The 25,259-nt window shown below is 72.6% G+C and carries 21 protein-coding genes; 12 read left to right on the top strand and 9 right to left on the bottom strand.

What is annotated here, in order from left to right:
• The first annotated feature begins 447 nt into the window (after window positions 1-447).
• From KUM39_RS02380 to KUM39_RS02395, 4 genes are all read left to right on the top strand, one after another.
• Window positions 448-1,668, top strand: coding sequence for an NAD(P)-dependent malic enzyme (locus tag KUM39_RS02380; RefSeq protein WP_217783646.1), 1,221 nt, complete (start codon window positions 448-450; stop codon window positions 1,666-1,668).
• Between the two features lie 285 nt (window positions 1,669-1,953).
• The gene (locus tag KUM39_RS02385; RefSeq protein WP_217783647.1) at window positions 1,954-2,919 is read left to right on the top strand and encodes a zinc-binding dehydrogenase; all 966 of its coding nucleotides are present in this window, start codon (window positions 1,954-1,956) and stop codon (window positions 2,917-2,919) included.
• Between the two features lie 58 nt (window positions 2,920-2,977).
• Window positions 2,978-3,187 carry a helix-turn-helix domain-containing protein gene (locus KUM39_RS02390; protein ID WP_217783648.1) on the top strand — a complete coding sequence of 70 codons (210 nt, stop codon included), beginning with the start codon at window positions 2,978-2,980 and terminating at the stop codon, window positions 3,185-3,187.
• The gene (locus KUM39_RS02395) at window positions 3,187-3,750 is read left to right on the top strand and encodes a Clp protease N-terminal domain-containing protein (protein ID WP_217783649.1); all 564 of its coding nucleotides are present in this window, start codon (window positions 3,187-3,189) and stop codon (window positions 3,748-3,750) included. Before KUM39_RS02390 ends, KUM39_RS02395 begins: the two co-directional genes overlap by 1 nt.
• A gap of 73 nt (window positions 3,751-3,823) precedes the next feature.
• Here the strand turns inward: KUM39_RS02395 and KUM39_RS02400 are convergent, their stop codons facing one another.
• The 3 genes from KUM39_RS02400 to KUM39_RS02410 all read right to left on the bottom strand — a co-directional run bounded on the left by KUM39_RS02400 (window position 3,824) and on the right by KUM39_RS02410 (window position 6,694).
• Window positions 3,824-4,300 (bottom strand): hypothetical protein, encoded by a 477-nt coding sequence (locus KUM39_RS02400; protein WP_217783650.1) that lies wholly within the window; start codon window positions 4,298-4,300, stop codon window positions 3,824-3,826.
• Between the two features lie 350 nt (window positions 4,301-4,650).
• Window positions 4,651-5,703, bottom strand: a complete 1,053-nt coding sequence (locus KUM39_RS02405) for a PadR family transcriptional regulator (RefSeq protein WP_217783651.1) — start codon at window positions 5,701-5,703, stop codon at window positions 4,651-4,653.
• Window position 5,704: 1 nt separating this feature from the next.
• Window positions 5,705-6,694, bottom strand: coding sequence for a DUF4097 family beta strand repeat-containing protein (locus KUM39_RS02410; RefSeq protein WP_217783652.1), 990 nt, complete (start codon window positions 6,692-6,694; stop codon window positions 5,705-5,707).
• 196 nt (window positions 6,695-6,890) lie between these two features.
• Between KUM39_RS02410 and KUM39_RS02415 the strand changes: the two genes are divergently transcribed.
• Window positions 6,891-7,073: a DUF6104 family protein gene (locus KUM39_RS02415; RefSeq protein WP_217167622.1), complete on the top strand. Its 183-nt coding sequence runs from the start codon at window positions 6,891-6,893 to the stop codon at window positions 7,071-7,073.
• Window positions 7,074-7,207: 134 nt separating this feature from the next.
• Here the strand turns inward: KUM39_RS02415 and KUM39_RS02420 are convergent, their stop codons facing one another.
• From KUM39_RS02420 to KUM39_RS02435, 4 genes are all read right to left on the bottom strand, one after another.
• Entirely contained in the window at window positions 7,208-10,999 is a 3,792-nt protein-coding gene (locus KUM39_RS02420) for a multifunctional oxoglutarate decarboxylase/oxoglutarate dehydrogenase thiamine pyrophosphate-binding subunit/dihydrolipoyllysine-residue succinyltransferase subunit (RefSeq protein WP_217783653.1), read from the bottom strand.
• A 314-nt stretch (window positions 11,000-11,313) separates the two neighbouring features.
• The gene (locus KUM39_RS02425) at window positions 11,314-12,426 is read right to left on the bottom strand and encodes a HAMP domain-containing sensor histidine kinase (protein ID WP_217783654.1); all 1,113 of its coding nucleotides are present in this window, start codon (window positions 12,424-12,426) and stop codon (window positions 11,314-11,316) included.
• Entirely contained in the window at window positions 12,423-13,163 is a 741-nt protein-coding gene (locus KUM39_RS02430; protein WP_217783655.1) for a response regulator transcription factor, read from the bottom strand. Before KUM39_RS02430 ends, KUM39_RS02425 begins: the two co-directional genes overlap by 4 nt.
• A 110-nt stretch (window positions 13,164-13,273) precedes the next feature.
• Window positions 13,274-13,954, bottom strand: coding sequence for a spermidine synthase family protein (locus KUM39_RS02435; protein ID WP_217783656.1), 681 nt, complete (start codon window positions 13,952-13,954; stop codon window positions 13,274-13,276).
• Window positions 13,955-14,117: 163 nt separating this feature from the next.
• On the opposite strand from KUM39_RS02435, the gene KUM39_RS02440 reads away from it, so the two are divergent.
• The gene (locus tag KUM39_RS02440) at window positions 14,118-14,852 is read left to right on the top strand and encodes a rhomboid-like protein (protein WP_308288018.1); all 735 of its coding nucleotides are present in this window, start codon (window positions 14,118-14,120) and stop codon (window positions 14,850-14,852) included.
• Window positions 14,853-15,142: 290 nt separating this feature from the next.
• Entirely contained in the window at window positions 15,143-17,563 is a 2,421-nt protein-coding gene (gene lon, locus KUM39_RS02445; protein WP_217783657.1) for an endopeptidase La, read from the top strand.
• A gap of 119 nt (window positions 17,564-17,682) precedes the next feature.
• Here the strand turns inward: lon and KUM39_RS02450 are convergent, their stop codons facing one another.
• Entirely contained in the window at window positions 17,683-18,510 is an 828-nt protein-coding gene (locus tag KUM39_RS02450) for a lysozyme (RefSeq protein ID WP_217783658.1), read from the bottom strand.
• Window positions 18,511-18,751: 241 nt separating this feature from the next.
• Here KUM39_RS02450 and KUM39_RS02455 point away from each other — a divergent pair, with 241 nt between their 5' ends.
• The gene (locus tag KUM39_RS02455) at window positions 18,752-19,246 is read left to right on the top strand and encodes a MarR family winged helix-turn-helix transcriptional regulator (protein WP_217783659.1); all 495 of its coding nucleotides are present in this window, start codon (window positions 18,752-18,754) and stop codon (window positions 19,244-19,246) included.
• A gap of 325 nt (window positions 19,247-19,571) precedes the next feature.
• On the opposite strand, the gene KUM39_RS02460 is transcribed toward KUM39_RS02455, so the two are convergent.
• Window positions 19,572-20,360 (bottom strand): protein phosphatase 2C domain-containing protein, encoded by a 789-nt coding sequence (locus KUM39_RS02460; RefSeq protein ID WP_217783660.1) that lies wholly within the window; start codon window positions 20,358-20,360, stop codon window positions 19,572-19,574.
• 372 nt (window positions 20,361-20,732) lie between these two features.
• Here KUM39_RS02460 and KUM39_RS02465 point away from each other — a divergent pair, with 372 nt between their 5' ends.
• The 4 genes from KUM39_RS02465 to KUM39_RS02480 are packed head-to-tail and all read left to right on the top strand — an operon-like array spanning window position 20,733 to window position 25,249.
• Window positions 20,733-23,666 carry a sensor histidine kinase gene (locus KUM39_RS02465; RefSeq protein WP_217783661.1) on the top strand — a complete coding sequence of 978 codons (2,934 nt, stop codon included), beginning with the start codon at window positions 20,733-20,735 and terminating at the stop codon, window positions 23,664-23,666.
• Window positions 23,663-24,157, top strand: a complete 495-nt coding sequence (locus tag KUM39_RS02470; RefSeq protein WP_217783662.1) for a roadblock/LC7 domain-containing protein — start codon at window positions 23,663-23,665, stop codon at window positions 24,155-24,157. The genes KUM39_RS02465 and KUM39_RS02470 overlap by 4 nt, the downstream gene beginning before the upstream one ends.
• Entirely contained in the window at window positions 24,154-24,585 is a 432-nt protein-coding gene (locus tag KUM39_RS02475; RefSeq protein WP_217783663.1) for a DUF742 domain-containing protein, read from the top strand. The genes KUM39_RS02470 and KUM39_RS02475 overlap by 4 nt, the downstream gene beginning before the upstream one ends.
• Window positions 24,566-25,249 carry a GTP-binding protein gene (locus tag KUM39_RS02480; RefSeq protein WP_217783664.1) on the top strand — a complete coding sequence of 228 codons (684 nt, stop codon included), beginning with the start codon at window positions 24,566-24,568 and terminating at the stop codon, window positions 25,247-25,249. Before KUM39_RS02475 ends, KUM39_RS02480 begins: the two co-directional genes overlap by 20 nt.
• Window positions 25,250-25,259 lie beyond the last annotated feature (10 nt).

A 25,259-nucleotide genomic window follows, 5' to 3' on the forward strand; every position in this document is an offset into this window, starting at 1 on the left:
GGTGGTCCCGACCTCGTGGGTTTACGGCATCTTGCCATTCGGACGGCGCGGTCCAGGGGGCCTGCGATATCAAAATCGCATAACAGGTGGCCTGCTCCGGCTCCGCCGCGCGACGCGCCCGACCTCCGCCGCACGAGCCGCCGGACCCCCTCCCCGCGACCCTCGGGCCTCCTCCCCGCGACCTGCCCGAAGTCACCGCGTCAGCCCGGCGTCATCGGAGTGTGGCGTTCTGGTAGCCCGATGTGACCTTGCGCCCATTCGACTCGTCGTGAACGCCGTCCGTCCGGTAAGAAGGTTCTTCACACCCCTCATCCGGGGCTCAGGGCGCGTGTGCGGCGCGCCCGTCGCGTCCGGCCCGTCGTATCAACCGGGCCGCCCGCGGTGCCCGCCCACCCCTCACCAGGAGTGGTCAACCCTCAAACCATGCATACCTAAGGGGTACACACAGTGGCAGCGGAGATCGTCAATCCTCGCAGCGACAACGGCACGGACCAGGAGGGGGCCGAGCCTCTCGACTCCTTCGACCCGGCGTTCGCCCTGCACCGGGGCGGCAAGATGGCCGTGCGGGCCACCGTGCCGGTCCGGGACAAGGACGACCTGTCCCTCGCGTACACACCGGGCGTGGCCCGCGTGTGCACCGCGATCGCGGAGCAGCCGGACCTGGTCAACGATTACACGTGGAAGTCGTCCGTGGTCGCCGTCGTCACCGACGGCACGGCCGTGCTCGGCCTCGGTGACATCGGCCCCGAGGCATCCCTCCCGGTGATGGAGGGCAAGGCCATCCTCTTCAAGCAGTTCGGCGGCGTGGACGCGGTGCCCATCGCGCTCGCCTGCACCGACGTGGACGAGATCGTGGAGACCGTCGTCCGGCTCGCTCCCTCGTTCGGCGGAGTGAACCTGGAGGACATCTCGGCGCCCCGGTGCTTCGAGATCGAGCGGCGGCTCCAGGAGCGCCTGGACATCCCGGTGTTCCACGACGACCAGCACGGCACCGCCGTCGTCACGCTGGCGGCGCTGCGCAACGCGGCCCGGCTGAGCGGGCGGGAGATCGGCCAGCTCCGCGCGGTCATCTCCGGCGCGGGCGCGGCCGGGGTCGCCATCGCCCGGATGCTGATCGAGGCCGGGGTCGGGGACGTCGCGGTGACCGACCGCAAGGGCGTGGTCGAGGCCGGGCGTTCCGACCTGACCGACGTCAAGCGCGAGGTCGCCTCCTTCACCAACAAGGCGGGCCTGACCGGCTCCCTCGCGGACGCCCTCGCCGGTGCCGACGTCTTCATCGGCGTCTCCGGCGGTACGGTCCCGGAGGAGGCCGTCGCCTCGATGGCGAAGGGCGCGTTCGTCTTCGCGATGGCCAACCCGGACCCCGAGGTGCACCCGGAGGTCGCGCACCGGTACGCGGCCGTCGTCGCCACCGGGCGCTCGGACTTCCCGAACCAGATCAACAACGTGCTGGCCTTCCCCGGCATCTTCGCGGGCGCCCTCCAGGTGCGGGCGAGCCGGATCACCGAGGGCATGAAGATCGCCGCCGCCGAGGCGCTGGCCGCCGTCGTCGGTGACGACCTGTCGGCCGACTACGTCATCCCGTCGCCGTTCGACGAGCGGGTCGCTCCGGCCGTCACCGCCGCCGTGGCCGCCGCCGCCCGCGCGGAGGGTGTCGCCCGCCGCTGAGGCCGGGCGCGTGTGAGCGCGGTACGAGCCGAAGGGGTCCCGTCCGGGAGGGCGGGGCCCCTTCGACGTACGGGCGGCAGGTGCCGTACGTGCCGTGCGTGCCGTGCCTGCCGGGAGTGCGTGCCGTGCGTGCCGTGCCGTGCCGTGCCGTGCGGGGCGGGGCGTTCGGCCGGGTGCGGACCCGTGGGGTACGTCTCTTAGGGGCGCGGCCCGTTCGCGGCAAGAGGGTGTGTCTCACAGGTGCGCCTGGTTCCGTCCGCCGGAGCGCGCCCCTAGGGTCGAGCCATGTTCGCCGTCTACGCCGCCCGAATCGACCGCGACCAGCCGCTCACCGGACTGGAGTCGGGGGAGCGCCCCGCTCCCGAGGCCCGCCCCGGCTGGAGCACCGTCGAGGTCCGTGCCGCCTCCCTCAACCACCACGACCTCTGGTCCCTGCGGGGTGTCGGCCTGCCGGAGGAGCGGCTGCCGATGATCCTCGGCTGTGACGCCGCCGGGATCGACGCGGACGGCAACGAGGTCGTCCTGCACTCCGTCATCGGCCAGAGCGGGCACGGTGTCGGCCCGCGCGAGCCGCGCTCCATCCTCACCGAGCGCTATCCGGGCACCTTCGCCGAGCGGGTCGCCGTGCCGACCTGGAACATCCTGCCCAAGCCGAAGGAACTGTCCTTCGCCGAGGCCGCCTGTCTGCCGACGGCCTGGCTGACCGCGTACCGGATGCTGTTCACCAACGCCGGGGTACGGCCCGGGGATTCGGTCCTGGTGCAGGGTGCGGGCGGCGGGGTCGCCACGGCCGCGATCGTGCTCGGCAAGGCGGCGGGGCTGCGGGTCTTCGCCACCAGCCGGGACGAGGCGAAGCGGAAGCGGGCGGTGGAACTCGGCGCGGTGGAGGCCGTGGAGCCCGGTGCCCGGCTGCCGCAGCGGGTGGACGCCGTCATCGAGACGGTCGGCGCGGCCACCTGGTCCCACTCGGTGAAGTCGCTGCGGCCCGGCGGCACCCTCGTCATCTCCGGTGCCACCAGCGGGGACCGGCCCTCGCACGCCGAACTGACCCGGATCTTCTTCCTGGAGCTGAAGATCGTCGGCTCCACGATGGGCACCAAGGACGAACTGGAGGACCTGCTCTCCTTCTGCGCCGTCACCGGTGTACGGCCCGTCATCGACGAGGAGCTGCCCCTGGACCGGGCCCGCGAGGGCTTCGAACGCCTGGCGTCCGGTGAGCAGTTCGGGAAGATCGTGCTCACCACGTCCTGAGCGGGACGGCATGTCAACCCACGTTGACGGCGACGGTTTGTCAATGTACGTTGACACCATGACCGAGGCAACGGATCTCGCCCAGCGTGCCGGTGACCGTGACCCCCGTGTCGGGCTGCGTGCCGTCGCCGCGCTCCGCAAGCTGCTGGAGCAGCTGGAGGCGGTACAGGTGCGCGGCGCGCGCGATCAGGGGTGGTCGTGGCAGGAGATCGCCGCGGAACTGGGCGTCAGCAGGCAGGCCGTGCACAAGAAGTACGGGAGGCAGTGATGTTCGAACGCTTCACCAGGGACGCTCGCTACGTCGTACGGGGCGCCGTCGAGCACGCGGAGCGCGAGGGAACGCGGTCGATCACCGCCGAACACCTCCTCCTCGCCCTGCTCGACCGCCGGGCGAGCCGCGCCTCCTTCGCGCTGGGCGCTCTCGGCGTCCGGGGCCGCGAGGACTCCGTGCGCGAGGCGCTGGCACACTCCCGGCGCCGCGCGGGGCTCTCCCGTGCCGAGGCCGACGCGCTCGCCGGACTGGGCATCGACATCACCGAGATCGTCTCGCGCGTCGAGGAGACGCACGGCACCGGCGCCCTCTCCGGCGAGAAACGCTCCACCACCGGGTGGTCGGGACGGCGCCCCTTCGACCCGAGCGCCAAGGAGACACTCCAGGGCGCCCTCCGCACCGCCGTCCTCCACCAGGACCGGCACATCGGGGACGAACACCTGCTCCTCGCCCTCACCGTCCGCCCCGGCGTCCCCGCCGAGGTCCTGGCCGACCACGGCGTCACACACGAGTCCCTGCTCCGGGTCCTCTACGGAGAGGGCTCGGCACAGGCGGGCTGAGCGGCGCCTGCCGGTGGGTGGGTGGAGGTGGCGGTGGGAGACGCCGACGGGCGTGGCGGGGCCGAAGCCTCCGTCAGAGAGCCTTCGCCTTCGCCTTGGCCCTCTCCTCCGCCTTCGCCGCCTGCCTGCGCCGCGCGGCGGCCTCCCGCTTGCGGCGCGCCGTGGCGAGGGCGCCCGCGACGGCGGTCCGCGTCGCGCGGAGGGGCAGCGAGACCAGCAACAGCACGAACGCGAACAGGGAGAGGGAGGCCGCGCCGACCGTGGCGTACTTGTCCACGGCGGTGTACCGGTCGTCGCCGGTGCGGGTCACCGGGAAGCCCTTGCCGACCTCGGGGTGCGGATTGCCGTCGGTGACGGCGTGCGGGTCGGTCAGGGTGCCGTCGTCGGAACGGTAGCTGCCCTTGCACAGCCACGAGGGGGAGTCGGACGGACCGTCCTCGGTGCAGGGGGCGGTGACCGTGAAGGTGCCGCGCTGCCCCACCGTGCCCAGGGACCGCAACAGTCCGGAGACGCCCAAGACCAACGCGGCCAGCAGACACGCGATCCACACGGCGCGGCCGATCCTTCCCCAGACGCGCCGGGCGCGTGAGCGGGGCGGTGGTGTGTACGCGCGGGGCCCGGCGTTCCGGTCGTGCCCTCGCATCCGGTTTCGCCTGCGCTTGCGTGTGGGTTTGGGCGGGCGGTGGGGCGGGGCCACACGGTCCTCCGGTGAGGTGCCCGCCGGACAGACCGTGCGGGGGCGCGGACATCGCGCCCCCCATCTGTACACCCTGAGGGGCCGTGGGCGATATCCCGCCGGGAGCGGAGCACACCGGCCGGTGGCCGAGACCCGCTCGCGCACAGCGTCCCGGCCCCTCACCGGGGCACCGCCCCTCGCTACGGCGCCTCTCCTCATCTCCCTTACGGGCGCCGCGCGTTCAGCAGGGCGCCGATTCTGGCCGCTGCTTCCGACAGGGCGTCGCGCGCCGTGGTGAGCTGCTCGGGGGTGACACCGTGGTCGCGGGCCGCGTCGCGGATGTCGTCCCGGAAGCGGTCCAGCAGGCGGTCCAGGTCGCGGACCGGGTCGCCGCTGCCCTCCGCGTGCGCCCACTCGGGGGCGTACTCCGCCGGGAAGTCGTCCTTGGTGGTGGAGAAGACCGGGCCCCCGGCAGGGTAGGCGTCCGGTGCCTTCGGGGGGCGCCCGGTGCTCCGGTCCTTGCCGAACTCCTTCCCGAAGTCCCCGAACTCCTTGGCCAGTTCGGCCAGGCCCTCGCGGACGCCGGTCGGCCAGTCGCCCCGGCTGAAGTGGGTCTGGACGCGGTCCTGCACCCGGCGGGCGACGCGCTGCATCTCCTCCTGGGCCTGCGCCCGCGCCCGTGCCTGCGCCTCCTGGGCCTGGTTGCGGGCGCGCTGTGCCTCCTCGCGGGCGCGGCGGCTCTCGTCCTTGGCGCGGCGGGCCTGCTCCTTCCACTCCTGCCGGACCCGGCGCATCTCCTCCTTGGTCGCGCGCCACGCCTCCCGGTCGTCCGGGGTGCCGGACTCGCCGCCGGTGCCCGCCTCCGTGCCGGTGCCACCCGTGGTGTCCCGGTGGGCTCCGGAGGTCGCCGCGCGCACCTCGCGCCGCAGATCACCGGCCGCGCCGCGCACGTCCGCCCGGATCTCGGCGGCGAGTTCGGCCACCGACTCCCGGATCTCCAGCTCCAGATCGGCCAGTTCACCGCTGCGGTCCGCCAACTCGGCCCGGCCCGCGTCCGTGATGGCGTACACCTTCCGGCCGCCCTCGGTGGTGTGCGTGACCAGGCCCTCGGCCTCCAGCTTGGCGAGCCTGGGGTACACCGTGCCCGCCGAGGGGGCGTAGAGGCCCTGGAAGCGCTCCTCCAGCAGCCGGATCACCTCGTAGCCGTGACGCGGGGCCTCGTCGAGCAGCTTGAGCAGGTAGAGGCGGAGGCGGCCGTGGGCGAAGACGGGAGGCATGTCAGAGCACCTTCTTGTCGGTGGAGCCGTCGGCCGGGGCGTCCGCGGAGCCCGGACCGGAAACGGAATTGTCCCCCGGACCGGCGACCGGCGGCCCGCTCTCCTGCCCGCCGTCGCCGTCGCCGTCCCGGCCGTTGACCGTGTCGCCGTCGCCGTGGCCGAAACCGCCGTCGCCGTCCTCGTCCTCGCCCGGCGGGCGGCGCAGCAGGGCGATCGAGCCGGAGACCGTCGTGGCCCGCAGTCTGCCGTTGCCCGCACCGAGGCGGCCGGTGATCTTGTGGGCGCCCCACTGGCCGTGCACCCGAAGGTCCTCGAAGGCGCTGGAGACCGTGCCGCTCGCGGTGTTGGCCTCGACCTCCGCGTCCGCCGGGTGCGGCAGCCGGATCGCTATCTCCCCGGAGACGCTGGTCAGCCGCACATCGGTCGGCCCGTCCGGGTCCAGGTCGATGATCATCGAGCCGCTCACGGTGTCCGCCCGCACGGCCGACCCGGCACCCTCCACCACCGTCAGGTCACCGGAGACCGAGTTGAACCGCAGGTCCCCCGTGACGGCCTGCGCCTCCAGGTTCCCCGAGACGGTGTCCGCGCGGACCGGTCCCGAGAGGCCCACCAGGGTCGTGTCACCGGTGACGCCCTTGACCACCGAGGCGCCGTCGATCCCGGAGACCACCGCGCCCGCGCCGACCACGCCCACTTCCACCCGCGTGCCGCTCGGCACGGCCAGGGAGACGACCGCGCTGCGCTTCCAGCCCTTGCGGTCTAGCCACTTCAGGAAGCCCTTCCAGGGCAGGTCGTCGTAGACCACGGACAGGGTGCCGTCCCGGTGGGTGACGACCAGCGGCGGGCCCTCGATGTCCGAGATCTCCAGCCGGGCGGAACCCTCGTCGGTGCCCACCACGTTGACCGTTCCGTTGACGATGCGGACGCGCAGGTCGCTCACCGGGGCGTCGAAGGTCAGCTTGCGTGGCTCTGCGACGGACCACTCGGACATGGATGCCTCCTCGGGCGGGCACGGTCGCGGATGCGACACGTCATATCGTGTCTCCTGTCAAACACGATATATCGCGGTGCGCAGAAGTCAAGGAGTCATTTCTGCTTAGGCTGTCGGTGAACACCGGAACCGCAGCACACCGGCACCACAGCCCGCCCGGCACCCCACCGCCGGGCGGCATCACGAGAGGCAGGCCATGTACTTCACCGACCGCGGCATCGAGGAGTTGGAGAAGCGGCGCGGCGAGGAGGAGGTCACCTTCGAGTGGCTTGCCGAGCAGCTCCGCGCCTTCGTGGACCTCAACCCCGACTTCGAGGTCCCGGTAGAGCGGCTGGCCACCTGGCTGGCCCGGCTGGACGACGAGGACGAGGACGAGTAGCCACCCGTAGGGAACGCCCCGTACGGAACGCCCGTAGACACCGACCCGGACGGGAACCCCCGCACGGAAAAGGGCCTGGCCCCGGACTTCCTCGGAAGGAAGCCGGGGCCAGGCCCGTCGTACCGCTCGGAGAGCTACGCGTCGAACACCTCGTGCACCAGCTGCTCCTGCTCGGCCTGGTGGCGCTTGGCGGAGCCCACCGCCGGGGACGAGCCGTGCGGGCGCGAGATGCGCCGCAGCCGCTCACCGGCCGGGATGTCCGCGCCGACCGCCAGGTCCAGGTGGTCGATCAGGTTGAGCGCGATGAACGGCCAGGCACCCTGGTTCGCCGGCTCCTCCTGCGCCCACAGGTACTTCTCGGCGTTCGGGTACTTGGCGATCTCCGCCTGGAGCTCCGCACCCGGCAGCGGGTACAGGCGCTCGATGCGGATGATCGCGGTGTCCGTGACGCCGCGCTTGACCCGCTCGGCCTCCAGGTCGTAGTACAGCTTGCCCGCCACGAAGACGACCTTGCGCACGGCCGCCGGGTCCACCGAGGCGTCCCCGATGACCGGGCGGAACTCGCCCGAGGTGAACTCCTCCGTCTTCGACGCGGCGGCCTTCAGGCGCAGCATCGACTTCGGGGTGAAGACCACCAGCGGCTTGTGGTGCGGGTTGTGCACCTGCCACCGCAGGAGGTGGAAGTAGTTCGACGGCAGGGTCGGCATGGCGACCGTCATGTTGTTCTGCGCGCAGAGCTGGAGGAACCGCTCGACACGGGCCGAGGAGTGGTCCGGGCCCTGGCCCTCGTAGCCGTGCGGCAGCAGCAGGGTGACGCCGGACGTCTGGCCCCACTTCTGCTCGGCGGCCGAGATGTACTCGTCCACCACGGTCTGCGCGCCGTTGACGAAGTCGCCGAACTGCGCCTCCCACATCACGAGCGCGTCCGGGCGGGCCAGCGAGTAGCCGTACTCGAAGCCCATGACCGCGTACTCGGACAGCAGGGAGTTGTAGACGTTGTACCGGGCCTGCTCGTCGCCCAGGTACTGGAGCGGGGTGTGCTCCTCGCCGGTCTCCCGGTCGATGAGGACCGCGTGCCGCTGGCCGAAGGTGCCGCGCTGGGAGTCCTGGCCGGACAGCCGGACCGGGGTGCCCTCCATCAGCAGCGAGCCGACGGCGAGGGTCTCGCCCATGCCCCAGTCGATCGTCCCGTCCTCCACCATCGCGGCCCGGCGCTGGAGCTGCGGCAGCAGGCGCGGGTGCACGTGGAAGGTGTCGGGGATGTTGACCTGGGACTCCGCGATCCGCTTGACGACCTCGGCGGAGATCGCGGTCGGGACCGCGACCGGGAAGCCGTCCTGCGGGGCCTGGGAGTCACCGGCGGCGGGCTGCTGCGCGGTGGCCTCGCGGACCTCCGTGAAGACCTTCTCCAGCTGGCCCTGGTAGTCCTGGAGCGCCTGTTCGGCCTCTTCCAGGGTGATGTCGCCGCGACCGATCAGGGACTCGGTGTAGAGCTTGCGCACCGAGCGCTTCTTGTCGATCAGGTCGTACATCAACGGCTGGGTGAAGGCCGGGTTGTCGGACTCGTTGTGACCGCGGCGGCGGTAGCAGATGAGGTCGATCACCACGTCCTTGTTGAACGCCTGGCGGAACTCGAAGGCGAGCCGCGCCACGCGCACGACGGCCTCCGGGTCGTCGCCGTTCACGTGGAAGATCGGGGCCTCGATCATGCGCGCCACGTCCGTCGCGTACATGGAGGAACGCGAGGACTCGGGGGCCGCGGTGAAGCCGACCTGGTTGTTGATGACGATGTGGACCGTGCCGCCGGTGCGGTAGCCGCGCAGCTGCGACATGTTCAGCGTCTCGGCCACGACGCCCTGGCCCGCGAAGGCCGCGTCACCGTGCAGGGCGACGGGGAGGACGGTGAAGTCCGTGCCGCCCTTGTTGATGATGTCCTGCTTGGCGCGGGCGATGCCCTCGATGACCGGGTCCACCGTCTCCAGGTGGGACGGGTTGGCGGCCAGCGAGACGGTGATCTGCTCGCCGTCCAGACCGGTGAAGGTGCCCTGGGCGCCCAGGTGGTACTTCACGTCGCCGGAGCCGTGCATCGACTTCGGGTCGAGGTTGCCCTCGAACTCCCGGAAGATCTGCGCGTACGACTTGCCGACGATGTTGGCGAGGACGTTCAGCCGGCCGCGGTGGGCCATGCCGATGACGACCTCGTCCAGCCGCGACTCGGCCGCGGAGTCGATCACCGCGTCCAGCAGCGGGATGACCGACTCGCCGCCCTCCAGGGAGAAGCGCTTCTGGCCGACGTACTTGGTCTGCAGGAAGGTCTCGAACGCCTCCGCAGCGTTCAGCCGCCGCAGGATGCGCAGCTGCTCCTCGCGCTCGGGCTTGGTGTGCGGGCGCTCGATGCGGTCCTGGATCCACTTGCGCTGCTTGGGGTCCTGGATGTGCATGAACTCGATGCCGGTGGTGCGGCAGTACGAGTCGCGCAGCACGCCGAGGATGTCGCGCAGCTTCATCAGGGACTTGCCGGAGAAGCCGCCGACGGCGAACTCGCGCTCCAGGTCCCACAGCGTCAGCCCGTGCTCGGTGATGTCGAGGTCGGGGTGCTTGCGCTGGCGGTACTCCAGCGGGTCGGTGTCGGCCATGACGTGGCCGCGGACCCGGTAGGAGTGGATCAGCTCGAAGACGCGGGCGGCCTTGGTGACGTCGTCGTCGTGGCTGGCGTCGATGTCCTTGAGCCAGCGGACCGGCTCGTAGGGGATGCGCAGCGCCTCGAAGATGGCGTCGTAGAAGCCGTTCTCGCCGAGCAGCAGGTTGGCGACCTGGCGCAGGAACTCGCCGGACGCGGCGCCCTGGATGACCCGGTGGTCGTAGGTCGAGGTCAGCGTCATGACCTTGGAGACGCCGAGCTTGTTCAGGGTGTCCTGGGAGGTGCCCTGGAACTCCGCCGGGTAGTCCATCGAGCCGACGCCCATGATGACCGACTGGCCGGGCATCAGACGCGGCACGGAGTGCACGGTGCCGAGGCCGCCGGGGTTGGTCAGCGAGACGGTGACACCGGTGAAGTCGTCCATCGTCAGCTTGCCGTCGCGGGCGCGGCGGACGATGTCCTCGTAGGCCTGCCAGAACTCGAAGAAGTTCAGCGTCTCGGCCTTCTTGATGGCGGCCACGACGAGCTGGCGGTCGCCGTTGGGCTTCACCAGGTCGATGGCCAGGCCGAGGTTGACGTGCGGCGGCTTGACGAGGGTCGGCTTGCCGTCCTTCTCGCCGAACGACCAGTTCATCGGCGGCATGGCCTTGATGGCCTGCACCATCGCGTAGCCGATCAGGTGCGTGAAGGAGATCTTCCCGCCCCGCGCGCGCTTCAGGTGGTTGTTGATGACGATGCGGTTGTCGAACAGCAGCTTCACCGGGACCGCGCGCACCGACGTGGCGGTGGGCAGCTCCAGCGAGGCGTTCATGTTCTTCACCACGGCGGCGGCCGGGCCGCGCAGCGTGACCAGCTCGGGGCCCTCCGGGGCCGCGGTGGCCTCACCGGCGGGCGCGGACGGCGCGGCGGCGGGCTTCGCCGCGGGCTGCGCCTTCGGCTGCGCGGGCTGCACCGGAGCGGCCTGGGCCGGCTTCGCGGCGGCCGGGGCGGCGGGCGCGGCCGGGGCCTGCGCGGCGGGCGCGGGCGCCTGCGGGGCGGGCTGCGGTGCCGCGGGGGCGGCGGGCGCCGCCGGGGCGCTCGGAGTCTGCGGAGCGGCGGCGGGCGCACCCGGCTTGTAGTCGGCGAAGAAGTCCCACCAGGCTCGGTCTACCGAATTCGGGTCCTGGAGGTACTGCTGATAGATCTCATCGACGAGCCACTCGTTGGCACCGAAGGCCGCGGCGGGGTTCTTCCCGGCTTGGTCGTCGGTGGAGACGCTCGAATTACTGGGGGACTGTGGCGACACGGCGGCAACCGCCCTCTTCCGCTTCACAAGGCAACTGGACAGCGGGAATAAAGGCTACGCCCCCTGGAGGGCGAAGGTCAGGTCGGGCCGGTTCTTCGTCGCGTAAGTCACATCGGAAATCTTGTTTCAGGGCTTGAAATGGCGGGAAACAAGCGTGGTTCCGCGTCTGCGCGCGGGTGTGCGGACACGGCGGCCGCGGCCCGGCGCGCTGCCCTGGTGGGCGCGGTGCGGACCTGTCCCTGATCACACGGCCGGGAGCGTGGTGCGGGTACCCGGAGGCCAGTGGATCTTGCCGTTCCGGTCCGGACTTTACGTCAACTTTGGACGGAAGTCAGTCCCGGAAGGGTGATGATGATCCGACAGCCCCGCTCGGATTCGGCCACTCCGATCCGGCCGCCGTGCAGATCGACCGCCCAGCGCGCGATGGCCAGCCCGAGCCCCGTGCCGCCGTCGCTGCCGGGTCCGTGCGGGCGGGTCACCTGACCCCGGTTGAACCGCTCGAAGACCCGGTGCCACTCCGAGCGCGGGATGCCCGGACCCTCGTCCAGCACCTCCAGCTCCAGCGACTCCGACTGCGGCCCCCGGCGCGCCTTCACCGTCACCCGGCCGTGCGGCGGGCTGTGCTTGACCGCGTTGTCGATCAGGTTGGCGACGACCTGGTGGATGCGCTCGGGGTCCGCGTGCGCGGTCAGTTCCGGCGGAGACACGTCCAGGTGCAGATGGACGTCGCTACGGGTGTGGGTGCCGGACCCGGAGGAGATCCCGGCGCGCGCCGAGGCGACCATGTTGGCCTCCTTCAGCACGCCCGACAGATACGGCCACACCTCGAAACGGCGCATTTTGAGCGGTACGACACCGTTGTCCAGCCGGGACAGGTCGAGCAGGGTCTCCACCAGGCGGCCGAGCCGCTCGGTCTGCTTCAGGGCGGTGCGCATGGTCTCCGGGTCGGCCTCGGTGAAGCCGTCCACGATGTTCTCCAGCACCGCGCGCAGCCCGGCGATGGGGGTGCGCAGCTCGTGGGAGACGTTGGCGACCAGCTCCTTGCGCTGGCTGTCCTGCGCCTCCAGCTCGTCCGCCATCGCGTTGATCGTCTGGGCCAGGTCGCCCAGCTCGTCCCGGCGGTTCTCCCGCACCCGGCGCGTGTAGTCGCCGTGCGAGATGGACCGGGCCACCGTGTTCATCTCGTCCAGCGGCGCGGTCAGCGAGTGCGCCACGAACTGGGTGATGAGCAGGGTGGCGATCATCGAGAAGACCGTGATGAACCGCAGCTCGGTCTTGGTGTGCACCGCGATCATCGACAGACCGGTGGTGATCAGCACCGAGATGACGACCAGCGCGCCCAGCTTGGTCTTGATCGAGAACGGGCTCACGCCGCCCCAGGGTTCGTCCCCGGAGCTCCTCCGTGCGGCATCCCGTCCGTCGCTCATGGCGTCGGCGTCTCCAGCGCGTACCCCACACCGTGCACGGTGCGGATGCGTTCGGCGCCGATCTTCCGGCGCAGTGCCTTGATGTGGCTGTCCACCGTGCGGGTGCCGGAGGCGTCCGCCCAGTCCCACACCTCGGCGAGCAGCTGCTCGCGGGAGAGCACCGCGCGCGGGGTGTTGGCCAGGCACACCAGCAGGTCGAACTCGGTGGGCGTCAGGTGCACGTCCTCCGAGCGGACCCGGACCCGGCGCTGCGCGTGGTCGATCTCCAGCTCGCCCAGGCGCAGGATGCCGGAGCGGGGCGTGGTGGCGGCGATGGCCGCGCGCTCCACCCGGCGCAGCAGCACGTGCACCCGCGCGGCGAGTTCGCGCATGGAGAACGGCTTGGTCATGTAGTCGTCGGCGCCGACCCCGAGGCCGACCAGCATGTCGGTCTCGTCGTCCCGCGCGGTGAGCATCATCACCGGCACCGGGCGCTGGGCCTGCACGCGGCGGCAGACCTCCAGGCCGTCGAAGCCCGGCAGCATGATGTCGAGGATCAGCAGGTCGGGCTGCCACGCCTCGGCCGTGTCCACGGCCGCCGGTCCGTCCATCGCGGTCTGCACCAGGAAGCCCTCGGCCCGCAGCCGGGTCGCGATGGCCTCGACGATCGTCGGATCGTCCTCGACGACGAGCACCCGGCGCTGGGCGCCCTGGGTGTTCGTGGCCGCGCTGGTCTGGGAGGTCTGTGTCTGCTCCATCGCCCGCCCCTGCTGCTTTCCGGAATCCGTGGGGTGATCCCATGACTGCTCTCGACGCACTGGAAGATCCGCGTCAGGGCAGCACCCTACGGTGACACCCGGCGCCGTCGCTATCCAGGGCGTACGCCGAGATGGACGGCGTCCGGAACGCCACGGGCAACGGCCACCTCTTCGGTACGCACCTGCTGGAACCCGGCATTCCGCAAGGTTCCTTCAAATTCCGGCGAGGGCCGCGCCGACCATACCGCCAGCACCCCGCCGGGGTTCAACACCCTTGCGCAGGCGGCCAGTCCGGCCGGTGCGTACAGCTCGCCGTTGTCCTCCGTGACGGTCCATCCGGGTCCGTTGTCGATGTCGAGGCACAGCGCGTCGAACGTGTCCGATGTCTCATGCACGTAAGCGACGAGGTCCGCCTCCGCGATGGCGGTGCGCGGGTCCGCGAGCGCCTCGGCGGTCGGTCCGGACAGCGGGCCGCCGGGCCGGTGCCAGTCCACGAGGGCCGGTTCCCGCTCGACCACCGTGATCCGGCCCCAGCGCGGGTCCGCCGCCGCGTGCGCCAGCGAGAAGCCGACACCGAGCCCGCCGATCAGCACGTCCGGCGCGGTCCGGCCGTCGAGCGCGTCGTACGCCGCGTCGATCAGCAGCCGCTCCGAGCGGCCGTCGGAGGTGTCCATCAGGAAGCAGCCGTTGGCGATGATCTGGAGCAGCGTGCCCTGTCTGCGCAGCACCACCTCGCCGTACGGCCCCTCCCGCCGGTCCAGCACTTCCGGGGGCTCGGTCGTGGCAGTCATACGGCCATCCTGCTCGAACGGCGGGCCACGCACACGTGAATTACCGGGGCGGGCGGGAGCGCGCGCCTACGGGGTCCCTGTGAATCCCCGTCCGGGTGGCGTCGGTCATAGACAGCGGGGCCGGGGGCGCAAAGGGTGGGCCGCGACGGAAGGAGCGCCCACCGTGGACCGCACCCCGACGGGCGCGGCGGTGCCCGCGAACGCACTCGACGCCGTCCCCGGACAGCGCGGCGGCCCCGCCCGCCCCGCGTCCATACCGCGCCCGCGCCAGGTCTTCCGCCCCCGCCACCTGCTCCCCACGCCCGCCGGTACGCCCTTCACCTTCGGCTACGGCGCCCTCCTCGCCGTCACCTCCGCCTTCGCGTCGTACGCGCCCCCCGCGCTGACGCACGCGCTGTACCAGGCGTCCTCCACCGACGCGGCGCACCTCTTGAGGGCCCCGGTGCCGGTCCTGGTGGCCAGCGCCCTGTGGGTCGCGGGCGGGGTGTTCTCCCCGTTCACCGCGGCCTTCGTCCTCGCGCTGACCGCCCTGGAGCGCCGGGTGGGCGCGGCTCGCGCCTTCGGTGTCTTCCTCGCGGGCCACGTCCTGGCCACCCTCGCCACGGAACTCCCGGTGGGCGGCGCCGTGTTGCTGGGGGACCTCCCGCCGACCTCCCTCCACCGCCTCGACTACGGCATCAGCTTCGGCGTGGCCGCGGTGGTGGCCGCCCTCTGCGGCCTCCTCCGGCCCCGGTACGGCTACCCGCTGCTGGCCCTCGTCGCGGCCTTCCTCCTCCACAACCTCCTCACCCACCCCGACCCCATGACCAACTGGGGCCACCTGATCGCCCTCACCATCGGCACGAGGACGTGGCGCCCCCTGCGGGAAGTCTCCGGCGGTCCGGCACGTTCCCGTTGAACGGAGCCGCGCAGAGGAGGACGAGGAGGCGCGACGCGGCACCGGGCACCAGGGGCGCGGGGAACCGCGCGACCGGCCACGACGAACCCGCGCGCGACAACGAGCCGTACACCCTGAAGGGGCGCGGGGAACCGCGCGACCGACTCGGGCGGCCCCGCACCGAGACGCTCCGACCAGCCACGACGCATCGCTCCCCGGTGATCGCTCACAGCGAACACGAACTCGGGAACACCTACGGCCTCCGATGAGTTGAGTCGGCATAGCTCAACTTCACTGCCATAGGGGAGAACATGACTACTGAGTCCACGGCGTCCACGCTCATCCTGCCGGTGCTGCCGCTCGACGACGAGGTCGTGCTGCCCGGCATGGTGGTCCCACTGGACCTGAGCGACACCGAGGTCCGCGCCGCGGTGGAGGCGGCACAGGCGGCCACCCGCTCGGAACCCGGCAAGCCCCGCGTCCTGCTGGTCCCGCGCATCGACGGCACCTACGCCAGGACAGGCGTCCTCGGCACCGTCGAGCAGGTCGGCCGACTCGCCGACGGCGACCCCGGCGCCCTGATCAGGGGCCGCGCCCGCGTCCGTATCGGCTCCGGCACCACTGGCCCCGGCGCGGCGCTGTGGGTCGAGGGCACGCGGGTGGACGAGACCGTGCCGGACCCGCTGCCCGGCCAGATCGCGGAACTGGCCAAGGAGTACAAGGCCCTGGCCGTCAGCTGGCTGCGCAAGCGCGGCGCCTGGCAGATCGTGGACCGCGTGCAGGCCATCGAGGACGTCGCGGCCCTCGCCGACAACTCGGGCTACTCACCGTTCCTGACCACCGAGCAGAAGGTCGAACTGCTGGAGACCTCCGACCCGGTGGCCCGGCTGAAGCTCGCCGCGCAGCAGCTCCGCGACCACCTCGCGGAGCAGGACGTGGCGGAGACCATCGCCAAGGACGTGCAGGAGGGCGTGGACAAACAGCAGCGCGAGTTCCTGCTCCGCCGCCAGCTGGAGGCCGTCCGCAAGGAACTCCGCGAGCTGAACGGCGAGCGGGAGGGCGAGGAGTCGGACGACTACCGCGCCCGCGTGGAGGCCGCCGACCTCCCCGAGCAGGTCCGCGAGGCCGCGCTCAAGGAGGTCGAGAAGCTGGAGCGCTCCTCGGACCAGTCGCCCGAGGGCTCCTGGATCCGCACCTGGCTGGACACCGTCCTGGAGATGCCGTGGAACGAGCGGACCGAGGACGCGTACGACATCCAGGGCGCCCAGGCGGTCCTGGACGCGGAGCACTCGGGCCTCCAGGACGTCAAGGAACGCATCACCGAGTACCTGGCGGTGCGCAAGCGGCGTGGTGAGCGCGGGCTCGGCGTGATCGGCGGCCGTCGCGGCGGTGCCGTGCTCGCGCTGGTTGGCCCTCCTGGCGTCGGAAAGACCAGCCTTGGCCAGAGTGTCGCCCACGCGATGGGCCGGAAGTTCGTCCGGGTCGCCCTCGGCGGCGTACGGGACGAGGCGGAGGTGCGCGGACACCGGCGTACGTACGTCGGAGCGCTGCCCGGCCGGATCGTCCGGGCCATCAAGGAGGCCGGGTCGATGAACCCGGTGGTCCTGCTGGACGAGATCGACAAGGTCGGCTCGGACTACCGGGGCGACCCGGCGGCGGCCCTGCTGGAGGTGCTGGACCCGGCGCAGAACCACACCTTCCGCGACCACTACCTGGAGGTCGAACTCGACCTGTCCGACGTGGTGTTCCTGGCCACGGCGAATGTCCTGGAGGCGATCCCGGAGGCGCTGGCCGACCGGATGGAGATCGTCCGGCTGGACGGCTACACCGAGGACGAGAAGGTCGTCATCGCCCGTGACCACCTGCTCCCGCGCCAGCTGGAGCGGGCCGGGCTCGGCGGGGACGAGGTCGTGATCGAGGAGGACGCGCTGCGGCGGCTGGCGGGGGAGTACACCCGCGAGGCGGGCGTGCGCACCCTGGAGCGGGCGGTCGCCCGGCTGCTCCGCAAGATCGCGGCCCAGCACGAACTGGGCGAGCGCGAGCTGCCGTTCACCGTCGGCGCGGACGATCTGCGCGCGCTGATCGGGCGCCCGCACCACGTGCCGGAGTCGGCGCAGGACCCGGCCGAGCGCCGTACCGCCGTGCCGGGGGTGGCGACCGGGCTCGCGGTGACCGGAGCGGGCGGTGACGTCCTCTTCGTGGAGGCGTCGCTGGCCGACCCGGAGACGGGCGCGGCCGGTCTGACCCTGACCGGTCAGCTCGGTGACGTGATGAAGGAGTCGGCGCAGATCGCGCTGAGCTTCCTGCGCAGCCACGGCGCCGAACTGGAGCTGCCGGTCGCGGACCTGAGGGACCGGGGTGTGCACATCCACTTCCCGGCGGGCGCGGTCCCGAAGGACGGGCCGAGCGCGGGCGTCACCATGACGACGGCCCTCGCCTCGCTGCTCTCCGGGCGGCTGGTCCGCACGGACGTGGCGATGACCGGCGAGGTCTCGCTGACCGGCCGGGTGCTGCCCATCGGCGGGGTGAAGCAGAAGTTGCTCGCCGCCCACCGCGCCGGGGTGACCACCGTGATCATCCCCAAGCGCAACGAAGCGGACCTGGACGACGTCCCGGCCGAGGTGCTGGACGGACTCGACGTCCACGCCGTGACCGACGTCCGCCAGGTCCTGGAGCTGGCCCTCGCGCCCGCCACGAGCGGCGCGGAGCCGGAGGTTCCGGCCGCGGCGTGACGGACGCGGCGGGACAGGGCGAGGCCCTGACCCCGTGAGGGGGGTCAGGGCCTCCGCCGTGCGCGCGGCGGCGACGCACGGCGGTCGGTGCGGCCACCGGCCGCGCCGCGTCGGGCCCGTCAGCCGTTGGCCAGGGCCTGGACGCGGTCCAGGGCGCCGTTGAACTTGTCGTGGTCGCCCACGGTCGGCCCGCTGGAGGTGTACTGCCACATGGTCTGCACACCCCACCCGGCGGGCAGGGCGCCCACGGTGGAGGAGTAGCGGGCGATCCAGAGCGGGTTGGCCGCCGCGAAGCCGCCGTAGTTGCCGGTGCACTGGGTCCACCAGCTGGTCGCCGTGTAGATGACGGCGTCCCGGCCGGTACGGGCGCGGTAGGTGTTCAGGAAGTCCGCGATCCAGCTGACCATCGCGGCGGGTGTCTTGCCGTAGCAGGCGTCGCCGTACGGGTTCCACTCGATGTCCAGCACGCCCGGCAGGGTCCGGCCGTCGCGGGACCAGCCGCCGCCGTGGTCCACGAAGTAGTTGGCCTGGACGGCACCGGTCGTGTTGTCCGGGGTGGCGAAGTGGTAGGAGCCCCGGATCATGCCCACGTTGTACGAGCCGTTGTACTGCTGTGCGAAGGAGGGGTTGGTGTAGTAGGTCCCCTCGGTGGCCTTGGTGTAGGCCCAGCGGACCCCGCTGTTCCACAGGGTGGCCCAGTCCACGTTCCCCTGGTGGCCGGAGACGTCCACGCCCTCGGTCTGCGCGGCGCGGCCGGTGCGCGGGGTGCCGCCGTCACCGCCGTCGTGGGCGCGGACGCCGATGCCGAGGTAGGCCGAACCGCGCGCGGGTGCGGTCGCCGCGTCGGCGGAGGCGAGCGGGAGGGCCAGGGAGAAGGCCGCGGTGAGGGCCGTGACCAGTACGGAGAGGGAGCGCGCGGAGCGGTGACCGGGTCTGTGCACGGGCATGGCGTGCCTCCGTCGAAAGTGGGGGGAGAAACCGGTTGATCGCTGGCGTGGGCATGTCACAGTCACGCCGGGCAACGAAGCTACGCACGTAGACCACGGCGTGGGAAGGGGTCCGGACATCGCCGTTGGTCTACGCCTGCGAAATACTGGCGGAGCTGCGGCTATGGCGGCAGCCGCCAGAAACTTTCAGGACCGCGAAACCGATCCTGCCAGGACCGCGAGACCGATCAGGGGAACCGACGTGCACAGGGACGCAGACGGGGCCGGACAGCGCGTCGCAGGCCAGGGCGGGCCGGCCGGGGTGGACCAGGAATTCCTGGCGCTGGAACGCGAGTTGACCGTGCTGCTGCGGCGTGCCCGCGCCAGCCAGGGCGAGATGGCCCGCGAGGTCCACCCCGACCTGGAGTCCTCCGCGTACGGCCTGCTGATCCGGCTGGAGGAACTGGGCGGCCAGCGCGCCACCGCCCTCGCCGCCTACATCGGCGTCGGCAAGGCCACCATGTCCCGTCAGCTGCGCGCCCTGGAGGAGCTGGGCCTGATCGCCCGCGAGCCCGACCCCGCCGACGGCCGCGCCTGGCTGGTCACCCTCACCGACGAGGGCCGCCACCGCGTCGGCACCGTCCGCGAGGCCCGCCGCGCCCGCTACGTCAGCCAGCTCGCCCACTGGAACCGCCGCGAGGTCGCCGAACTGGCCCGCCTGCTGCACGAGTTGAACGGTGTCGTCGAGAGGTCCTAGTGCTGCGACCGGAAAGGTCCACCGGCTCGCGGCGCCCGGCACGGCACCTCGCCGCGTTGTCGCCTCTCCCGAGTACATCCAGTACGCGGGAGAGGCTCCGCCTTGCGATGCACCGCACCGGACGCCGCGAGCCTTCCGGCGAACCTTTCCGGTCACAGCACTGGCCGACGGCCGCCCCGCGCGCCCGGAGCCGTGGGGCCAGGAGTCGCGGCACCGGAGCCGTGCGGTCCGCGGCCCCCGGCCGCCCCGCGCGGCACCCCCCGCACGGCACCCCCGCGCGGCACCCCCCGCGCGGCACCCCCGCGCGGACCGGCCCCCGTACGCCTCACAGCTCCACGTACACCACCGACGCGTCGTCGTGCGTCTTGCTCCGGCGCAGGAACGCCCGCTCCTCCCGGTCCGCCGCCTCCCGTTCGCGCACCCGGCGGACCAGGGCGGCGGCGCCCTCCTTGGCCACGAGGTCGAACAGGGCCGTCCAGTCGCCCTCGCGGAAGGTCTCGGTCCAGCGGGCCGCGCCGTCGGTGAGCGCGGTGAGCGCGGTGACGCGGGCGCGCGGGAGGGTCCCGGTGACCGCGCGCGCGGCGACCGAGGGATCGGCGGCGGCGGTGAAGAAGCCGCCCTCCCTGTTGCGCAGGTTCGCGTCGATCAGCGCGTCCGTGGCCAGCGCCGAGCGGGGCAGCCGGGCCAGCCGGTCGTCGAGCAGCGGGGTGACCGTGCCGTCGGGCGCCCGCACCAGCAGTGTGGAGTCCGACAGCACCAGATACTCCACGGCCTCGGCGGACCAGCGGGCCAGCACCACGGTTGCCTGCGGAGTGCGCGGGTGAGAAAGGTCACAGGTGTCCGCGTGGGCCGCCGCCGTGCGCTCCAGGGCCCGCCGGAGAATCTCCGGGAGCGTCAGATCCCGCTCGGAAACGGTCAGTTCGGTCAGCGCCCCGCCCAGCCGCGCGGTGAACCAGGGGACGGAATGCGGACAGCCGGTACCGTCACGCGGCGGGGTCACCCCGTCCAGCAGGACCACACAACCGCCCTGCCCGTACGCGGGAACCCCGACACCGGCGAAGTCCTCGTTCGGGCGGTGCGGGTCGCCGGGCTCCGAAACGAGTTCCGTACGCATCCGGCCAGTCTGCACGACTGCGCCACGGGCCGCCGCGCACCCCCGCGACCGAACCGGAATCACCACGGCCGCGCAGGTCAGGAGCCGGGTTTGCGGCTCATTGGCGGGGTTCGGGAAGACGTGGCGGCGAATACTGCCAAAGCCTGCCCCGCGCGTCCAACCGGCCCACCGCACGGGACACGCGCACGCGCCGGAGGAACTTGCCCGCCAACTCCCCGCCGATGTTCACTCCTTCGGGTGGCCGGTCTTGCGATGCGCGACCACTGCCCACCGGCGCTGGGAGGGTCTGGAACCGTACGAACCGGGTGGACGCACCACTTGGCACCGAGACGACGGGGCACCATCCGGTCCCTCGGGTAAGCGACTTCAGGAATGCGAGCACCGGTGCAGATGAAGCGGCCTCGGCGCACAGGCAGGCAGACGGCCCCCCGGGGGACCGCCGGACGGACCCCCGTGGAGACCCAGGCCCCCGTGGGCACCGGCCGCCCCACCCATGTACGCAACCGGCTGATCGTCGCCGTCGCCGTGGTGGCCGCCGCCGTCGCCGGAGCGGGCGCCCCCGCGCTGCTCACCGCCTCCGGGAACCTCAACGACTCCCAGCGCCTCGCCACCCTCGCGGCCCGCACCCAGGACGCGCTGGCCCTCGCCGGTGCCCTCGCGGACGAACGCGACCAGGTCACCGCGTACGTCGCCGCCGGGCGCCCCAAGGACAAGGCGCCCGCCGAGCAGCAGAGCGCCCGCGTGGACCGCCGGATCGAGGACCTGCGCGCCGACACCGGCATCCCCGCCGCGCTCCGCACCGACCTCGACGGCATCGCCGCCGTCCGCCGCGCCGCCCTCACCGGCACCACCGACGCGCTCCGCACCCACCAGGGCTACTCGGCCACCCTCACCGAACTGCACCGGCTCACCGAGCAGTTGGCGCAGGCGACCCCGCCGCGCGCCGGTGCCGGGGGCGCCGCGCTGGCCCAACTCGACACCGCCGTACAGCAGTCCGCCGCCGCACGCGGCCTGCTGCTCGCCGCGCTCGGCGTGCCGACCACCACCCGCACCACCATCGACCCGGTCACCGGCCTGCCGGTCACCACCACATCCCCGACGGAGAGCGGGCGCAAGGAGCGCGACGCGCTGACCGCCGCCGCCCAGCAGGCGAGACTGCGCGCCGACGCCGCCCTCGGCGCGTTCCGCGACACCGCGCCCGCCGCCGCGCTGGACGCCTACGACTCCACCGTCACCGGCTCCGACGTCAACTCCGCCGACAAGTACCTCGCCGCCCTCACCGACCAGCCGGTGTTCAGCGACGCCGACGCGGCCACCGACCCCAAGCGCCTGGACACCGCGCTGTCCGGCCGGATCGACGTCATGCGCGGCACCGAGGCCGCCCTGTACGACCGCCGGACCAAGGACCTCGCCCGGCTCCGCGACGACGACGTCACCGCCCTGGAGATCCGCGTCGCCGTGCTCGGCGTGCTGATCCTGGTCACCCTCGGCGTCGCCACCGCGTCCGCCCGCACCCTCACCCGCCCGCTGTCCGTGCTCCGGCGCGGCTCCGCCCGGCTCGCCGGGGCCGAGGACCCGGCCGCCGAGGAGCCGATCGCCTTCACCGGCCGCGACGACGAGTTCGCCCAGGTCGTCCGCTCCGTCAACGCCCTGCACACGCACGCCCGTTCACTGCACGAGCGGATCGGCACCCTGGAGGCCGACCGCAAGCACCTGGTCGGCCAGCGGCAGAAGATGGCCGACGCCCGCGAGGGACTGCGCGCCGAACTTGCCGAATCCGCAGCCCACTTGGAGCGGCTGCGCGGCAGCATCGGCGGCACGTTCGTGAACCTCGCGCTGCGCACCCTCGGCCTGGTCGAGCGCCAACTCGCCGTCATCGAGGGCCTGGAGGAGCGCGAGCAGGACCCCGAGCGGCTCGCCACCCTGTTCAAACTGGACCACTTCGCCACCGTCATGCGGCGGCACAGCGAGAACCTCCTCGTCCTCGCCGGTACCGAACACGTCCAGCAGCACCCCGGCCCGGTCCCGCTGGTGGACGTGGTCCGCGCGGCCGTCAGCGAGATCGAGCGGTACGAGAGGGTGCGCATCGCCGCGCTGCCCCCGCACACGCACCTCGCGGGCTTCGCCGCCGACGACCTCTCCCATCTGCTCGCCGAACTCATGGAGAACGCCACCTCGTTCTCCCCGCCCGACCTCCCCGTGGAGGTCTCCGGCTGGCTGATGGAGACCGGCGAGGTCATGCTCTCCGTGCAGGACGAGGGCATCGGCCTGGCCGACGACCGCCTCGACCGCGTCAACGCCCGCCTCGCCGCCTTCGACCCCGAGACGCCGTACGAGCAGGAGGCCGAGGACGGCCTCGGCCTCGGGCTGTACGTCGTCGCCCGCCTCGCCCACCGGCACGACGTACGTGTGCAGCTCCGGGAGCAGAAGCAGGGCGGGGTCGCCGCCGTCGTCGTCCTGCCCGCCACGCTCCTCGCACAGGCACCGGCCGCGCCCGTACCCCCTCCGGCCGCGCACGCCGACACCGGCCGGACCTTCTCCCTGCCGGGTGCCGACGCCGAGGCCAACTCCAATGTCCTGCCCACCCGTTCACCGCACCGCGACCCGCTGATCGCCCTGGCGGAACGCGCGGCCCGCACGGCGGAGAAGGACGACACCGCACCGGAGCCCCCCGCTCCCGAGGCCGCGGAGGCGCCCCCGGCCGCCGAGGCCCCCGCAGAGCCCCCCGCTGTCCAGGCCCCCGCCGAGGCGCCCGCCCCGGCCGCGGAACCCCCCGCCCCGGCCGACCCCGCCGAGGCCCACGTCCGTCCCGAGGAGTCCGCGCCGGTCACCCCCGAGATCCCCGCACGGCCGAAGGCCCCCGCGGAGACCCCGGCCGAGACCACGATGGAACTCCTGCTGCCGGACCCGGCCCGCGAGACCCCCGGCACCGCCGGGACCGTGCGCGCCCCCGGCCACCCGTCCACCCCGGAGCCCGCCACCGCCGTCGAGCCCCGCCACCCGGAGATCCCCGGAACCCCCGAGCCCTCGGAATCCGCCGCGCCCGGCACCCCGCCCGCCGACCCCGCCGACCCGGCCGAGGCCGACGAGGTGACCGACAAGGGGCTGCCCAAGCGCACGCCCAGGGTCGCCGCGCCCGCCGCCCCGCCCCGCCAGCGCACCGGAGGGGTGGACGCCGAGGCGCTGCGCCGCAGGCTCGGCGGCTTCCGGCAGGGAGCGCGGGCCGGATACCGGGACGTCGAGGCGGAGCACGCGGAACGCACCGAAGAAGCCACGGGGGGCACAGTCGAGGAGGCAAGCAGTTGACCGCGCCCAGTACCTTCGGGCTGAGCAGTGAGGCCCGCAACCTGCACTGGCTGCTGACCAATCTGGTCGAGGAGGTCCCCGGCATCCAGTCCGTCGCCGTGGTCTCCTCCGACGGCCTGCTCCTGCTCTCGTCCGACCCCGCCCACGCCGCGCGCGGGACGGCGGGCGGGACCAGGGGTCCCCGCGGCTCCTCGGCCGACCTCGCCACCATCGTGTCCGGCATCGGCAGCCTCACCGTCGGCGCCGCCCGGCTGATGGACAGCGGCGCGGTCCGGCACACGATGGTCGCCATGAACGAGGGCAGCCTGTTCGTCATGTCCATCAGCGACGGCTCGCTGCTCGGTGTGCACGGCGCCGCCGAGTGCGACATGAGCGTCGTGGCGTACCACATGGCCCTCTTCGTGGGCCGCGCCGGACACGTCCTGACCCCCGAACTCCGCGACGAGCTGCGCGAGTCCCTGGAGGCCGAGTCCGCCGGGAGCGCCCGATGAGCGATCCGGCCGGGCGGAAACAGCTCCCGGTGCGCGGCGGCGACCGCAGGCCCGCCCGCGTCCGTCCCTACTCGCTGACCGGCGGCCGTACCCGCTTCGGCCACGTCCTGCTGGTGGAGACGTTCGTCGCGGCGACCTCCGCGACGGAGGCGCTGGAGGCCGCCGAGGAGCGCAGGGAGCTGCCGACGGGCACGCTCGCCGGGGTCATGCCCGAGATGCGGGCCATCGTCGAAGTCTGCCGCCGGATGCGCACGGTGGCCGAGATCGCCGCGCTGCTGAGGATGCCGCTCGGCGTGGTCCGGGTCCTGCTGAGCGACCTCGCGGACCAGGGAAAGATCCGTGTGTACGGCACGGGGACCGGACACGGCACCGGCCGCCCGGACCGCGCGCTGCTGGAAAGGGTGCTGAGTGGACTCCGCCGTCTCTGACGCCACCGGTGTCGATGCCCGCCCCGGAGGGCTCCCCGTGTCCGCCGGGCTCACCGGGCCCACCGGGTTCGTCCTGCCCGACGAGGCCCCGAAGTCCTGGCAGGAGGACCGCACCCGCGCCCCCGTCGCCACCAAGATCCTGGTGGCGGGCGGCTTCGGCGTCGGCAAGACCACCCTGGTCACCACCGTCTCGGAGATCACGCCGCTGGAGACCGAGGCGCTGATGACCGAGGCGAGCGCGGACACCGACGACCTGACCGCCACCCCGGACAAGGTGACCACCACGGTCGCTATGGACTTCGGGCGCCTCACGCTCGACGACGACCTCGTCCTCTACCTGTTCGGCACGCCCGGCCAGGAGCGCTTCTGGTTCATGTGGGACGACCTCGCGCGCGGCGCGATCGGCGCGGTCGTCCTGGCCGACACCCGCCGTCTGAAGGACTGCTTCCCCGCGCTGGACTACTTCGAGAGCCGCGGCCTGCCGTACGTCGTCGCCGTCAACCACTTCGACGGCAGCGAGCCGTTCGACCCGGCGGACGTCCGGGAGGCCCTGACCGTCCCGCCGCACGTCCCCGTCATGATCATGGACGCGCGGCGCCGGATCTCGGCGATCGAGACCCTGCTGGCCCTGGTGGCCCACGCCCTGGACGAGACCCCCGAGTAGCCCCGGCCCG

Source organism: Streptomyces corallincola, assembly GCF_019104725.1.
Lineage (GTDB): Bacteria > Actinomycetota > Actinomycetes > Streptomycetales > Streptomycetaceae > Streptomyces > Streptomyces corallincola.